At 62.9% G+C, this 14,568-nt stretch carries 10 protein-coding genes; 1 reads left to right on the forward strand and 9 read right to left on the reverse strand.

Annotated features, from left to right (window positions below):
• Nucleotides 1–326 precede the first annotated feature (326 nt).
• Complete coding sequence (locus ACRQEC_RS07665) at nucleotides 327–1,610, reverse strand: adenylosuccinate synthase (protein WP_284890407.1); 1,284 nt, start codon at nucleotides 1,608–1,610, stop codon at nucleotides 327–329.
• 285 nt (nucleotides 1,611–1,895) lie between these two features.
• Here ACRQEC_RS07665 and ACRQEC_RS07670 point away from each other — a divergent pair, with 285 nt between their 5' ends.
• Nucleotides 1,896–4,259, forward strand: coding sequence for a glycogen/starch/alpha-glucan phosphorylase (locus tag ACRQEC_RS07670; protein WP_284890408.1), 2,364 nt, complete (start codon nucleotides 1,896–1,898; stop codon nucleotides 4,257–4,259).
• Nucleotides 4,260–4,521: 262 nt separating this feature from the next.
• On the opposite strand, the gene ACRQEC_RS07675 is transcribed toward ACRQEC_RS07670, so the two are convergent.
• From ACRQEC_RS07675 to ACRQEC_RS07710, 8 genes are all read right to left on the reverse strand, one after another.
• Entirely contained in the window at nucleotides 4,522–5,667 is a 1,146-nt protein-coding gene (locus ACRQEC_RS07675; RefSeq protein WP_284890409.1) for an MFS transporter, read from the reverse strand.
• Between the two features lie 467 nt (nucleotides 5,668–6,134).
• Nucleotides 6,135–6,884 carry a hypothetical protein gene (locus ACRQEC_RS07680; RefSeq protein WP_284890410.1) on the reverse strand — a complete coding sequence of 250 codons (750 nt, stop codon included), beginning with the start codon at nucleotides 6,882–6,884 and terminating at the stop codon, nucleotides 6,135–6,137.
• Between the two features lie 163 nt (nucleotides 6,885–7,047).
• Nucleotides 7,048–7,878 (reverse strand): carbohydrate ABC transporter permease, encoded by an 831-nt coding sequence (locus ACRQEC_RS07685; RefSeq protein WP_234984567.1) that lies wholly within the window; start codon nucleotides 7,876–7,878, stop codon nucleotides 7,048–7,050.
• Between the two features lie 170 nt (nucleotides 7,879–8,048).
• Complete coding sequence (locus ACRQEC_RS07690) at nucleotides 8,049–8,891, reverse strand: carbohydrate ABC transporter permease (protein WP_284890411.1); 843 nt, start codon at nucleotides 8,889–8,891, stop codon at nucleotides 8,049–8,051.
• A gap of 117 nt (nucleotides 8,892–9,008) precedes the next feature.
• Complete coding sequence (locus tag ACRQEC_RS07695; RefSeq protein WP_284890412.1) at nucleotides 9,009–10,361, reverse strand: ABC transporter substrate-binding protein; 1,353 nt, start codon at nucleotides 10,359–10,361, stop codon at nucleotides 9,009–9,011.
• Nucleotides 10,362–10,608: 247 nt separating this feature from the next.
• The gene (locus tag ACRQEC_RS07700; RefSeq protein WP_284890413.1) at nucleotides 10,609–12,375 is read right to left on the reverse strand and encodes a glycoside hydrolase family 13 protein; all 1,767 of its coding nucleotides are present in this window, start codon (nucleotides 12,373–12,375) and stop codon (nucleotides 10,609–10,611) included.
• Between the two features lie 180 nt (nucleotides 12,376–12,555).
• Nucleotides 12,556–13,818 carry a hypothetical protein gene (locus ACRQEC_RS07705; protein ID WP_284890415.1) on the reverse strand — a complete coding sequence of 421 codons (1,263 nt, stop codon included), beginning with the start codon at nucleotides 13,816–13,818 and terminating at the stop codon, nucleotides 12,556–12,558.
• Nucleotides 13,819–13,838: 20 nt separating this feature from the next.
• Nucleotides 13,839–14,321, reverse strand: a complete 483-nt coding sequence (locus ACRQEC_RS07710) for a tetratricopeptide repeat protein (protein ID WP_026428701.1) — start codon at nucleotides 14,319–14,321, stop codon at nucleotides 13,839–13,841.
• Nucleotides 14,322–14,568 lie beyond the last annotated feature (247 nt).

The following is a 14,568-nucleotide window of genomic DNA, read 5'->3' on the forward strand; positions in this document are numbered from 1 at the left end:
TTCGCGTTCCCGCTCCGGTGCTGCGCGAGGGGCCACCGCCGGTTCCGTACCGCGCATCGCGGCGCTGTTCGCAACCGCGCCCGCGGCTCATAACGAACTCACGGCCCGGGGTGACCCTCCCCACACAACCTTCTTTTCCTTATAGTAAAGGAATTCTTACCACCTGTCCTGGGAGCTAAGTCACGCACGGTGCATTAGCGCAGGTCAAACGGGGTAAAGTACGACGGCGCAGCTGCCCGCCGGGCAGCTGGCGGCGCGGCCGCGCGGGTGCTTTCGCTAGTGCGGAGCTGCCGCTCCGCGCCCGCGCCCGCGCCCGGCCGCCCAACTTAGCCAAGCAGATCGTGAAGCACGATGGTTTGCTCGCGATCCGGCCCCACCCCGATAAGCGAGAAGCGGCAGCCAGCCATCTCCTCCAGCCAGCGCACGTAGCTTTGGGCGTTGGCGGGCAGGTCCGCGAAGTCGCGCACCGTGGAGATATCCTCCGTCCAGCCCGGGTGGTATTCGTAAATGGGCTTGGCATTGGCGAAATCCCAGGTATCGATGGGGAATTCGTGCACCCGCTGGCCGTCAATCTCATAGCCCACACACACCGGGATCTGCTCCACGCCGGTAAGCACATCCAGCTTGGTGAGGACCAGGTCGGTCAGGCCATTGACCCGCACCGCGTAGCGGGTGACCGGGGCGTCATACCAGCCGCAACGGCGCGGGCGCCCGGTGGTGACCCCGTATTCGCCGCCCGCTTCGCGCAGCCAATCACCTTTCTCCCCGTGCAATTCGGTGGGGAATGGCCCCTCGCCCACGCGGGTGGCATAGGCCTTGACGATGCCCACCACCCGGTCGATGCGGGTGGGGCCCACCCCGCTACCGGTGACCGCCCCGCCGGCCGTGGCATTCGAGGAGGTCACATAGGGGTAGTTGCCGTGGTCGATGTCCAGGAGGGTGGATTGCCCGCCTTCGAAAACAACCGTCTTGCCTTCATCGAGGGCCTGATTGAGTTCGCGGGAGGCGCTAATCATCATGGGCGCGAGGCGTTCCCCATAGGCGAGCAGCTCGGTGAGCACGTCGTCGACATTAATCTCCTCACGCCCCAGGGCCCGCAACACCAAGTTTTTCTGCGCCACCGCGGTCTCCACCTGCCCGCGCAGGCGCCGCGGGTGCACGAGGTCGACGATGCGAATCCCCACGCGATTGGCTTTGTCCGCGTAGGTGGGGCCGATGCCGCGGCCGGTGGTGCCGATTTTGCCGTCGCCGAGGACTTCTTCGTTGAGGCGGTCGAACATTTTTGTGTACGAGGTGATGACGTGCGCGTTGCCGGCGATGCGGAGGTTTTTCGTGGAAACGCCGCGCGATTCCAGCTCCGCCATTTCCGCGAAAAGCGCTTCGGGATCAACGACGACGCCGTTGCCAATCACCGAGATGCAATCTGAATTGAGAATGCCGGACGGGAGGAGGTGGAGAGCGAATTTTTGGCCATCCACGCTGACCGTGTGGCCGGCATTATTACCCCCGTTAAATTTCACAACATAATCGGCACGCTGGCCGAGCTGGTCAGTTGCCTTGCCTTTTCCTTCGTCGCCCCACTGGACGCCGAGAATAATGACCGCGGGCATAGTATCTAATCTCCTCGTTATATCAAACAGGTGTAAAGAGCTCCGCCGCCCGTGCCGCTGTGCGGCCACCGTGCCGCCGCCATTGGACAGCCGGCTGCCGACCGTATGGTCACCGGGCGACCGCCGTATGGCCGCGCCCCGTTGAGCCTGAGGCCCCGGGCTAACGTCCCGCTTTACTACACAATAATAACCGCCACAGCCCGGCGCGGGCATCTTTGCACATTTTCAGAAAGTTTCTCAGCTAAGGTAGAGGAGGCACGTGCCCGAATACTTTCGAGGAGCAAAATGTCTGAACTGACTCAACCACTCGGGGCTTTTACCCGTTCGGTATCCGGTGTTTCGACCTCCGGATCCTCCCTGCGCGATTACTGGGAGGGGCTGTCCGAGCTCACCATGAGCCGGCTGGCCGATAACTGGGAAGCTACCACTAAAAAATACCGGGAGGGTCAGCGCGCCAGCTACTTCTCCGCGGAATTCCTCATGGGGCGCGCACTCCTGAATAATCTCGTCAACCTTGGCCTGGTGGAAGATGCCCGCAAGGCGCTGGAAGATTACGGCCTCAACCTCACCGATGTGCTCGATGAAGAACCCGATGCCGCGCTCGGTAACGGTGGGCTGGGGCGCTTGGCCGCCTGTTTCATGGATTCGTGCGCTACCCTGAATTTCCCCGTGGTCGGCTACGGGATCCTCTACCGCTACGGCCTGTTCAAGCAGAGCTTCGTGGATGGTTTCCAGAAGGAAGAACCCGATCCGTGGATGGAAAACGGTTCGCCTTTCGTGGTGCGCCGGGATAGTGAATCCAAGCACGTGAAATTCGCGGATATGGATGTGCGCGCGGTTCCTTATGATATGCCGATCACCGGCTACGGCACCGCGAATGTCAATACCCTGCGCCTGTGGAAGGCGGAGCCCCTCGAAGAATTCGATTACGATGCCTTCAATTCTCAGCGTTTCACCGATGCGATTGTGGAACGCGAGCGCGTGAATGACCTGTGCCGGGTGCTCTACCCGAACGACACCACCTACGAAGGCAAGGTGCTGCGGGTGCGCCAGCAGTACTTCTTCTGCTCGGCTTCCCTCCAGTGCCTCATTGCCGAACATAAGGAAGCGCACGGGGATATTCGTTCCTTCGGGGAATACAACTCGATTCAGCTCAATGACACCCACCCGGTGCTCGCCATTCCGGAGCTCATGCGCCTGCTCATGGATGAGGAAGGCCTGGGCTGGGAGGATGCCTGGAAGATCGTGTCCCAGACCTTCGCCTACACCAACCACACGGTGCTGGCCGAGGCCCTGGAGACCTGGGAAACGTCGATTTTCACCAAGCTTTTCCCGCGTATTTATGACATTGTGGCGGAAATGGATCGGCGTTTCCGCGCGGAGCTGGCGGAGGCCGGTTTCCACCCCGGCAAGATTGAGTACATGGCGCCGCTCTCCGGCGGGCTGGTCCATATGGCGTGGATCGCCTGCTATGCCTCCTTCTCCATTAACGGGGTGGCCGCGATTCACAGTGAGATCCTCAAGCGGGATACCCTCCACGACTGGTACGACATCTGGCCCGAGCGTTTCAACAACAAGACGAATGGCGTGACGCCGCGCCGCTGGCTGCATAATTGCAATCCGCGCCTGGCCGCGCTGCTGACCGAGGTGCTCGGGGATGATTCCTGGGTGACGGATCTGGATAAGCTGGCCACCATTGAGGAACGCGGGAATGCTGATATTTACCGGCGCCTCATGGAGATCAAGGCGGAAAATAAGCGCGATTTCGCGCGCTGGATTAAGCGCCGCGACGGCATCGACATTCCTACCGATGCTATTTATGACACGATTATTAAGCGCCTGCACGAATACAAGCGCCAGCTCATGAACGCGCTGTACATCCTCGATCTGTACTTCCGGATTAAGGACAATCCCAGCATGGAGGTCCCGCCGCGGGTCTTCATTTTCGGGGCGAAGGCCGCGCCGGGCTACAAGCGCGCCAAGGCGATTATCAAGTTCATTAACGAAGTGGCGAAGCTGGTGAATAATGATGCGGATACCCGCGGCAAGATCACCGTGCTCTTCGTGGAGAACTACAATGTGTCGCCGGCCGAGCATATTATTCCGGCCACCGATATTTCCGAGCAGATTTCCCTGGCCGGGAAGGAAGCTTCGGGTACCGGCAATATGAAGTTCATGATGAACGGCGCGCTGACGCTGGGCACCATGGACGGCGCCACCGTGGAAATCGTGGATGCCGTGGGCGAAGAAAATGCCTATATTTTCGGGGCTCGCGAAGAGGAGCTGCCGGAATTGCGGGCGCGCTACAACCCGCGCGAACAGTACGAGACCGTGCCCGGGCTCAAGCGGGTGCTCGACGCCCTGGTGGACGGCACCGTGAGCGACGGCGGGACCGGCGAATTCCACGACCTCCTCGGGTCCTTGCTGGACGGGTCCTCGTGGGAGACCCCGGACGTGTACTACGTGCTCGGCGATTTCGCTGATTACCGGGCCACCCGCGACCGCATGGCCGCGGATTACGCCAACCAGGAAGAGTGGGGCCGCAAGGCGTGGATCAATATCTGCCGCTCGGGCCGCTTCTCCTCCGACCGCACCATCGCGGATTACGGCCGCGATATCTGGGGCGTGAAGGCGACGCCGATTAAGTAGCTGCGGGTACCCAAACTGAGCGGGCGGCTGCGCGACGCTACTCGAACCGCGGGGGGCTACACGTAAAGCGCACGCAAACTAAGCGGGCGGCGGGTGTGTGATTCTGGCACATCCCGCCGCCCGCATTTGTTTTGTTTCGCGGCCCGGCCTACCCGCCGCGAACGTTCATGCGCGGGCGGCTTCTCATTTTTAAGAACGACGACGCCGCGCCTACCGGCCAGCCGGGTCTCGTATAGCGACCGTGACCCGCGCGGCGAGTTGGTCACGCTGCGGTCGGTGTGGCAGTTTCGCTTTCCGAGCCGGCGTTTCGGGTGAAGAAGAGGAGCACTGCGATGAGTGCGTACACCGCGGCGGACAGCATAATCGCTTTATCCAAGCCGCAGGCCAGCCCGATTGCCGCGACTGCCGGGGCGAATAATGCCGTGACGATGGAGTCGGCCAGGGAGATCACCGACAGGGCACTTGCTCGCACGCTATCGGAGATTCGGGTGTGGTAGCGCCCGGAGACCTGGATGATCAAGATTGTTTGCATGGCCACGTGGAGAGCGAACGTTATCCACACAAAGAACTGCTGCTGGGCAAGCGCGAAGAGTGCCGCGGCCAGAATATTGGCGACCGCCACAGCCCAGGCCCACCGCGAAGGAATATTGAGTTTCTCCTGGAGGGTGGCCGCACCCAAACCGCCCAGGCACATGGCAGCGTAACCGGCTGCCACCAGCCAGAGTGAGGCCTGGCCGAACTTGATTTGCCAGAGCATGAACGGCCCGAGCGCTGCCGAATTAACGAGGATTAAGGCGAGTGCTTGGTGTGACCACACCGCGGTTTTCAGATTTGCGCCGAGTTCCCGCCAGGTATATTCGGCAGCTTCCTGCGAATCAGGAACTGTCCAGGAGACCATCGCCGCACCAATAAGCGCGGCGATGCCAAGCAGCCAGATCGCCGGCGGCCATATCGCGTAAACCGCCACTCCGGCCAAGCCACCCAGGAGGGAGGTACCCGACCGCACGAACTGCATGATCGTCAATGTCTTGCTTGATTTTTCGGCGGTCAACGTATCGACCTGGTTCATCACCAGCGCCTCGAGAGTGCCACTCATAGCGGCACTGGCGATTCCTGCAAGGAACTGACCGGTCAATAGGACGCCGTCGTTCACCGCCCAGAAGAATGCCGCGAAAGCGACGATGCGCACCAGAATCCCCACCAGAAGAACCGCGCGCTGCGAGTAGCGGTCAAAGAGTACGGAGAACGGAAGTTCCGCCAGAGAAACGGTGACATTGAAAACCGACACCATGACACCGAGGAAAACCAGGTCTCGCCCGAGGAACTGCGTGAAGTACAGGTTATCGACCGCACTGAAGCAGGCAACCGCCAGGGTACAGAGACCTAAAAGGGCTAAAGCTTTACGCATTTCATAAGGGTACATCCCCAATTCCGAAATTCCGAGAGTTACACAAGGGCCAGGCGTCCGCACCCCTTTCTTAACGTAGCTGCCGTTGCGCTTTGATTTCGAGAAGCCACGGCAACCGGCCCGCGCGATTCTCACGGGCCGCGCGAACTTCAACAGTCACACCAGCACCTGGAGAGGTGGCACGTGTTGTCAGAGCTGTACTTCATATGTCGTACATGCGCAGTACATCTCGGAAAAAGCACCCCGCCTCCGGCCGGGGCGGTGAATCGGCGGGAGCCAAAATGTGTATTCCAGACGGTGCATCCCGTGTAGTGTGCGTAAGAGACATAAAACCGCCCCGAAACGGTGCTCTTATGCACACTTCATTTCGGGGGCGCGCTGGCAGCGGCCGGCGTCTAGGAAGAAGCTTACGCTGCCGATCCGCTTTCGGGTCCGCTTTCGGGCTCGGGCTCAGGTTCGGACCAGGGCTAGCCTTCGGCTTCGGCGAGGAGGGCGTCGAGGACCGGGCGTTGCAGCCAGGCCGTGAGGTAGAGCGGGACGCTCAGCCCGGCCAGCGCCAATGCCCAGAAGATGGCCAGGCGCGATACCGGCGCATAAAGCCAGGCCAGCGGGAGCGCCACTGCGGCCGCTACGCACGCGGCCGTGCGTAGCGGCCGGGTGATGGCGAGGAGCACCGAGTTACCTAGGTGCTCCAGGAAGGCGTTGGAGAAGAATGCCTGGAGCGTTACCAGCCAGACCAGCACTGCCAGCACTAGCAAGAGGGCCACAATAATGAGGCCCGAGAGGATGCCGGCCAGCCGTGGATCCGCGGCGATTGCGGGGTCAGTAGTGAGCGCCGCGGCAGAGTCGACGACCGATTGCCCGGCGAGAGCAGAATCGGCGGCGTGAGCGGCCGCGGAGGCGGCGTTGCCGGGGGCGGCGAGGCCGGAGACCCAGCGGTTTTCCCACCAGGCCAGACCGAGGAGCCCGAGAGTGGGCAGCCACCAGGCCAGCGAGGGCAGCAGAGCAGCGCGGAAATGCTGCCACCACAGGCGCCAGGGCCGGGGCGCCTCGCCGCGAAGCAGCTGGGCGCTCACCCGCGCCGAGGCCACCAGGCTGGCTCCCCCGCTCACCACCGGGAGCAGCCCGAGCAGGGTAATAATATTGAGCTCCACCAGGATGACGGCGTCGGAAAGTCCGCGCTGGAAAGGTGAGTCAGGATCGAAAATCCGGCGCATACATCTCCTTCAGTTGGTGGCGCCCGCGGGTGGAAGCGCTACGGGCTTGTGCGGCAAGCGAAGCCCCGCGGACCGGCACTTCACAGGCCAATCCCCACGTGGCTGAGCTACGGCGCCGCGCGCCCGGTATCGGGTGCGCGGCGCCGCGTCGTCGTCGTACTTTTTAACCCTTGACGGAACCCGCCGCAACGCCTTCCACAATATAGCGCTGCGCAAAAAGATAGAAAATAATAATCGGGATAATGGCGAGCACCAGCACCGCCATTTGCGCACCCAGATCCTTATTTCCATTCGAGCCCACCAGGAATTGGATCACCACCGGGACAGTGCGGTAGGCCTCCTCGCGCCCGATCACGAGGTTAGGGAGGAGGAAGTCGTTCCAAATCCACATGGTGTTGAGGATCGCGACCGTGACCGCCGTGGGCTTGAGCATCGGCATGACCACCTGGAAGTAGGTCTTGAAGGGGCCGGCGCCGTCGATGGACGCCGCCTCCTCAATTTCGCCGGGGATCGACCGCACGAAGCCTGCGAAAATAAATACCGAAAGCCCCGCCCCGAAGCCGAGATACAGCACTACCAAGCCCCACGGCGAGGAGAGCCCCAGCTTGTCCGCAATTTTCACGGTCGGGAACATGACCATCTGGAAGGGCGCCACCATGGAGAACACCAGCAGGTAGTACAGCAGCGACGTCCACCAGGAACGCACCCGCGCCAGGTAATACGCCGTCATCGCGCAGAAGAACACAATGACCAGCACGGACGCCACCGTCACGAAGAACGACCAGCCCAGGGCCCGCATAAAACCGGACAGGCTCAGCGCGGTCTGGTAATTATCCATCCCCGCGAAGGTTTCGCCGGCCGGCAGGCTGAAGGGGTCGTCCGAAATGAAGAAGCGGCCCTTGAAAGAATTGACGAGGATGAAGAGCAGCGGCACCACGTAAATGAGGGAAAGAACCCCGAGGAAAACCACCGCCGCCCAGCGCCCGGGGGTCATGCGCACCCGATGGCGCGGAGCATTGAGCTTCGGTTTCGCCGCGGGATCGGTGCCGCGCGCTTCCGCGTGCGCTTCCGTGCGTGCAGAGTCGCGCGCTTCCGTACGCGTTTCCGCGGGTACGACGGCGCCCTGGGACTCAGCGGCGACCGCGCGTTTGCCAGTTTCGGTACTCACAGGTCCACCTCCTTCGTGCGGGTGGCGCGCAGCTGGATGAGCGCAATCGAGGAGACGATGAGGAAGAAGATCACGGCCTTGGCCTGCGATACTCCCTGCTGCCCGACCTGCTCATACATGCTCTTGACGATATTAAGCGCCGCCATTTCGGTTTCCCGCATGGGGGCACCGTTCGTGAGCGCCAGGTTTTGGTCGTAAATCTTGAAGGTGTTCGCCAGCGTCAGGAAGAGGCAGATCGTAATCGAGGGCATCATCATGGGGATGGTGACCGAGCGCAGGGTGCGCCAGCGGCTGGCACCGTCGATCTGCGCGGCTTCGTTGAGTTCGGCGGGAACATTCTGGAAGCCGGCGATGTAGATGATCATCATGTAGCCGATCATCTGCCAATTGACCAGCAAGATGAGGCCGATGAAACCGTATTTCGAGTCATTGACCAGCGTGGTGCCGTAATTGGAAAGGATCGCGTTGAGGAGGGACTGCCAGGTGTAGCCCAGCACGATCCCGCCGATGAGATTCGGCATGAAGAAAATCGTGCGATAGAAATTCGTGGCGGGTAGTTTCTGCGTGAGCAGATACGCCAGGAAGAACGCGATGATATTGACGCTGATAATGGATACGATCGCCACCGAAGCCGTGAAGATCAACGCCCCAACGTAGTTTTGTTGCTCCGTGAAGGCATTGACGTAATTCTGCACGCCCACCCAGGTGACATCATCCAGCGTGGTGAAATTCGTGAACGAAAGATAGATACCGATAAAGAACGGGGCGAGGAAAGCTATCCCGAACGCCACGTACGTGGGCCCCACGAAGGCAAGCCCGTGTTTTTTCAATGTTTTCATGAGAAACCCCCTGTGAGAGGCGGGGCCCACCGCGATGGTGAGCCCCGCGCCTCACCTCAGGCAAGGCAGGTGTGGTAGCAGTAGGCGCGGGCGCTGCGTGGCGCCCGCACCGGCCAGCTACTTCACCCCGGCAGCTGCCTTCTCAGTGTTCCACTGGGTGACGAAGTAGTCCTTCACCTGATCCCAGCTTTCCTTACCGACGGCGTACTGGCTCAGGTGCTGGCCCAGTCCGTTCTTGAAGTCCATGGACGGAGCCACCTGGAAGTCCCAGGCCACGTTGTAGTGCTCGGTATCCTTCATGTACTTGATGACTTCCTTACCGAGCGGGTCGGTGGGCGAGAGGCTGGCGTATTCCTTGAAGGGGGCGATGAAGCCGAGGTCCTCCGCGCAGAGCTTGGCACCGGTGGGATCATTGAGCATCCAGTTGAGGAAGTCCATCGAGGCCTTCTTATCGGCATCCGAGGCCTTGTTATTGATGGTCAGGTAAGCTTCAGTACCCACCGAAATACCGGCCTTTTCTTCACCCTTGACGCCCATGTAAATGGGCAGGAAGTGAATATCTTCCGACTTGACGGTATTGCCGTCCACCCCATCAATCTGCGACCACGCCCAGTTACCGTTCTGCACGAAAGCCACCTGGCCGAGCGCGAATTCCGCCATGGAATCGGTGACCGCCTTCGCGGTGGTTTGCGAGGGATCCACCGTGGAATCGGTGAGGTACAGGTCGAAGATCTTCTTCATATTATCCAGGTAGGTACCTTCGATACTCCCGGTATCCTGCACGCCCTTATCCCGCAGTTCGTAGAAAAGCGGCCAGTTCATGAGGTGGGTCTGCCAGCGCCAGTCCTCATTCGGGGAGAGCGAGGTGACCGCGAAGGCGCCCTTGATGCCGAGCTCGTCCTTCTTGGCCTGCATATCGTCCGCGACTTCCTTGAGCTTGTCAAAGTTCTTGATTTCGTCCACGGACTTCGCCTTGGCACCCGGCAGCGCGAAGTACTTCTGCAAAATGGCATCGTTGTAAATGATGCCGTAGCCTTCCACCGCGTGGGGGACGCCGTAAACCTTGCCGTCATCTCCCTTGAGGGCCATTTCTTTATCCGTCATAGCCTCAATGAAGGGAGCATCGGAAATATCGCTGGCGTACTGCTTCCATTTTGCCAGGCCGATGGGGCCGTCCACGCGGAAAATAGTGGGGCCGTCCGCACGCCCGAGCTCATTGGCGAGGGTGGGCTCATACGAACCGCCGGTCGCGGATACGATTTTAATATCCACCCCGGTTTGTTCGTGGTATTTCTTCGCCAATTCTTGGAATGCCTGGTCCGATTCCGGCTTGTAGTTGAGGAAGTAGACCTTGCCGGCCCCGCCTTCGCTTCCTCCGCCACTATCGGAATTGGATACGCAGCCACCCAATCCCGCGATGGCCACCAACCCAGCTGCGGCGAGAGCCGCAATCTTCTTCACTGAATGCATCGTTACGTCTCCTATGATCGTCAATGCCAGCAAGAAAGCCGCAACCGCGACAGCACCGTAGCGCCCGGCTCCCTTGCCTGTGTGGTGATACTAGTTTACACCACAGTGTGACTTATCTTGCGTTCTACAGTTCTAATTTAATGTCACCTTCGCGTGTGCATCCGGGGGTTGCGACGGGCACGCCCGTGGTGAGTGCGCCCGTTGTGGCGGGCGCACCATTCGGGCGACGACGCCGCCAGCCGCGCCATCAGCACCCTTCCTCGGTATCCGTGCTGAAAGGCACCAGGTAGACCGTGGTATCGGGCGGGAGCACCCCTTCTTCCAGCGGCGCGGAGCTGAGGAGCACCGCCCAGCCTTCGGGCAGGGGGAGGGGCTCGGCAAAGGCCGTCATAATCAAGAGGTCTCCGCGGGAAGTGGCGGCGTCGTCGCCCGCAAAATTGATGAGCGCGACGCCGCTGCCGGCGTACTCGGGCGCGCGGCGCAATCCGCCCAGGCCCAGGTCGTAGCGGGCGCGCAGGTGCAGCAGCTCCGTGTAGTAGGCGAGCGCGGATTCCGGATCGGCTTCCTGCGCGTCCACCGCGAAACGGCGCCAGTCCGCGGGTTGGGGCAGCCAGCTTTGCCCCTCGGGTGAGAATCCGAAGGCCGGGGCGTCCGCGCGCCAGGGGATGGGCACCCGGCAGCCGTCGCGGCCCAGTTCCGCGCCGCCGGTGCGTGCGAAGGTGGGATCTTCGCGGGATTCGGGCGGCAGCTGGGTGGCTTCGGGCAGTTCGAGCTCTTCGCCCTGGTAGAGGTAGTAGGACCCGGGCAGCGCCGCCGTGAGGGTGTGCCAGGCGCGGGCCCGGCGCGCCCCCAGTGCCGCATCGGGCTGCGGGTCATCGGGGCCGATGCCGCTCGGGCCGTTCCCGCACCAGCCGGTGGTCACGCCCTCCAGGCCCAGGCGCGAGGTGGCGCGCAGGGTGTCGTGATTGGAGAGCACCCAGGTGGTGGGGGCGCCTACGGCGTCGGTGGCCCGCAGCGAGGATTCGATGAGCGCATTAATGCGGTCCGCGCGCCAGGGCGCGGAAAGGTATTCGAAGTTGAAAGCCTGCTGCATTTCGTCGCTGCGCACGTAGCGGGCCAGGTCTTCCTCGGTATCCACCCAGGCTTCGGCCACCATCATGCGATCGCGCCCGTATTCGTCCAGGATCGCGCGCCATTCGCGGTAAATATCGTGGACGGCGGGCTGGTTGGCCATGGGGGCGGGCGGCACGTTCACGTCCGGGTTGTAGCGCACGTCCTCCACCTTGTAGGGCCAGTCCGGGAGGGCCGGGTCTTTAGCCAGTCCGTGGGCCACATCCACCCGCAGGCCGTCCACGCCGCGATCCATCCAGAAACGAATGGTGTGAGCAAATTCATCATGAATAGCTGGGCTCTCCCAGTTGACATCAGGCTGCGAACGATCAAACAGGTGCAGGTACCAGGTTTCTTCGTGTTCCTGCGGGGTTCCTTTCACCCAGGGAATGTCCTTGACCTGCGACCAGGCCGGCCCGCCGAAGGAGGACAGCCAGTCGGTTGGCGGCTCGCTTCCACCTTCCCCACGCCCGGGCCGGAACCAGAAATTATCGCGCTGCGGGGCGCCCGCGCCGGCCAGCACCGCTTCCCGGAAGAGCTTGTGATCCCAGGAGGTGTGGTTCGGGACGATATCCACAATGACTTTCATACCGTGCGCGTGGGCTGCCGCGATGAGCCGCTCGGCATCGGCGAGGGTGCCGAAGCGCGGATCGACGTCGCGATAATCAGCCACGTCATACCCGGCATCGAATTGCGGGGATACATAGAAGGGCGAAAGCCACACCGCATCCACCCCGAGCTTCTCCAAATAATCGAATTTTTCGGTGATGCCGGGCAAGGTGCCGAGCGGCCCGCCGCTCGACGCATAGGACCGCGGATAAATCTGGTAAATAACGGCATCGCGCCACCACTGGTCGCGCTGCTGGGGCGGGTGGATAACAGTGCCGGGGTGTTGTGCTGTCACGATCAACCTCTTCGTTGCCGGGAACCGGTGCCGGTTAGCACCGCACTTCCAAGCTTACGTGATAGGTACGACGACGCCGCCCCGCGCCCCACCAGCATTTTTGCCACGGCTGCGCGCCCGGCGGCGGGCTGGCCGCTAGCCGTGCGCGAAGCGAGCGGCCGGGCGGTAGCTGCCCAAGTGTTAAGCGAGCGCTCCCCCGGCAGCGCGAAGTTTGCGGCGGAATTCTTCCAGGTCCCGGGCCGGGCCGGCCGGGAGTTCCCCGCCGTGTGCCGCAGCCTGTGCAGCGGCAGCGTCGAGCGTCGCGATGGCGGCCTGCCAGGCGGTGCGCGCCGCGATCATATCCCGAGCTTCAGCGTGTAAATCGCCGAGCAGTCCGCGGCAGTGGGCGGCGGAGAGTTCCTCGCCCAGCCCCGCGTAGATCGCGGCGGCTGTGCGCATGGCGGGAACGCCCTGCGCGGGCGCGCCGTTTTTGGCCTGGGCCACCGCAACGTGATGCCAGGACATGGCGGCGACTTCCCAGGCAGCGAGCTCGGCTTCGGTGGCGGTGGTGCTTGGCTCGGGCACACCCGCCGCATCGGCACGCTCGGCAGCCGGCTCCCCGCCGGCCAGCTCCGTGGCGCGCGCCGCGACTTCCGCAAAATGCGCCGCGGCGGCCGGGTAGTCCCCGCTCCCGAGCACCGCGCGCGCCCGCCCGAAAGCACAATCAATCGCATTAAATTCCTGGCCGGGGAGCGCCGCGAAAGCCGCTTCCGCCGCCCGGTAATCGCGCGCGGCCGCCGCGAACTGCCCGGCGTCCAAGCGCGCCGCGGCGAGGGTTGCCCGAATGGCCACCCGCCCCAAATCCACCTCCGGCAGCGCACCCGCGGGCAGCAGCGCCGCTTCCAAAGCCGCGATAGCAGCGGTGAGATCGCCGGCTTCCGCGTAGGAGATTCCGGCGTTATACAGCGCATTGGCCTGCTGGGCCTCGTGCCCACCCAAAGCTGCGTACACGCCGGCCGCCTCCCGCATGGCCTGAGCAGCTGCGGCGTCGCCCCCGCCGTCGTGCAAAAAATATCCGTACGTTTCCCAGGCGCGCGCAGCCCGTAATGACGGCGGCGCGGCGCGATACGCCTCCACGGCGCGGCGCGCAAGGCCGAGGGGGTTCTCCCCCAGCTGCCCGGTGGCCAGCGCCGCGAAATACAAGGCATCCGGGTCGCTCACCTGGGCAAACAATTCAGGCGCGGAATCGCCGGGACGTGCGGAATCGGAAAAGGCACCGCCAGAATGGTCGCCACCGGGAAGGGTGCCGCCCGCGAGAATGCCGCCGGCGCTCCGGCCACCCGCGGCGCGGCGCTCGGTTTCCCGCGCCTCCACGAAACGGGCGCGGGCCTCATCTTCATTGTGACGCTCGAGGGCAGCGAGCCCGGCGCGCAGCAGCTCGGTAACGGTGGCGTGCGTAGACATGTCGAGACGGATGAGCCGGCCTAGATAGACCGCAGTTTTTGGAGGACTTCGATCTGGAGCTCCTGGGTATTCGGCGCGGTGCGGTAGGCCGAATACGCCTGGTTGTAGGAGATGCGGGCGGCGTCGAAATCGCCGGCTTCCTCGTTGATCTCGCCGATATGCCAGAAGCAATTGCCCATGCTCACGGCGGCGTCGCCGTTTTCCGGGAACTGCTGGAAGAGCGAGATCGCGCGGCCGAGCCGATCCGCCGCCTCGTCCATCTCCCCCACGGCCTTGAGGGAAATGCCCAGCTGGCCGTTGGTGACGGCGCGCTCGAGGTAAAGCTCCGGGTCACGCTCGAAAGCATCCGCGGCGGCGCGGTAGAGCTCGATGGCGTCCTTAATATTGCCGGCGCTAAAAGCCTGCTGGGCATCGTTGAAATAGGCAAGGCCCGCACGCTTGCCCTCGTGCGGATCGCGGGCGGCAGGCTCCGGATGCGCGGGAGTGACTGGTGTTTGCGTCATGTGCGGGCTTCTTTCTGACTTGTTCGGTTACGTGAGAGCGGCCGCCGGCGCGAGCCGTGGCCTGGACCACTGACCATTCTATAACTTGTGAGCGGAAACACAAACCCGGGGAAGGTGTGCCTGACGTGGGCACGCGAAGCGTCGCGGCGGTTCCCGCGCACCGTGCCGCGCACCGTGCCGCCGCGGCGCTCGGGCGAGCACGCCAAAGGCGGGAGGCCGGGCGCTCTCACGCTCGGCCTCCCGCCTC

This window comes from Actinotignum saccati (assembly GCF_051265055.1).
Lineage (GTDB): Bacteria > Actinomycetota > Actinomycetes > Actinomycetales > Actinomycetaceae > Actinotignum.

Bases quoted from the DNA above. Each gene is read 5' to 3' on its own strand.
- ACRQEC_RS07665 (WP_284890407.1), bottom strand. From the start codon at position 1,610: ATGCCCGCGGTCATTATTCTCGGCGTCCAGTGGGGCGACGAAGGAAAA.
- ACRQEC_RS07670 (WP_284890408.1), top strand. From the start codon at position 1,896: ATGTCTGAACTGACTCAACCACTCGGGGCTTTTACCCGTTCGGTATCC.
- ACRQEC_RS07675 (WP_284890409.1), bottom strand. From the start codon at position 5,667: ATGCGTAAAGCTTTAGCCCTTTTAGGTCTCTGTACCCTGGCGGTTGCC.
- ACRQEC_RS07680 (WP_284890410.1), bottom strand. From the start codon at position 6,884: ATGCGCCGGATTTTCGATCCTGACTCACCTTTCCAGCGCGGACTTTCC.
- ACRQEC_RS07685 (WP_234984567.1), bottom strand. From the start codon at position 7,878: ATGACCCCCGGGCGCTGGGCGGCGGTGGTTTTCCTCGGGGTTCTTTCC.
- ACRQEC_RS07690 (WP_284890411.1), bottom strand. From the start codon at position 8,891: ATGAAAACATTGAAAAAACACGGGCTTGCCTTCGTGGGGCCCACGTAC.
- ACRQEC_RS07695 (WP_284890412.1), bottom strand. From the start codon at position 10,361: ATGCATTCAGTGAAGAAGATTGCGGCTCTCGCCGCAGCTGGGTTGGTG.
- ACRQEC_RS07705 (WP_284890415.1), bottom strand. From the start codon at position 13,818: ATGTCTACGCACGCCACCGTTACCGAGCTGCTGCGCGCCGGGCTCGCT.
- ACRQEC_RS07710 (WP_026428701.1), bottom strand. From the start codon at position 14,321: ATGACGCAAACACCAGTCACTCCCGCGCATCCGGAGCCTGCCGCCCGC.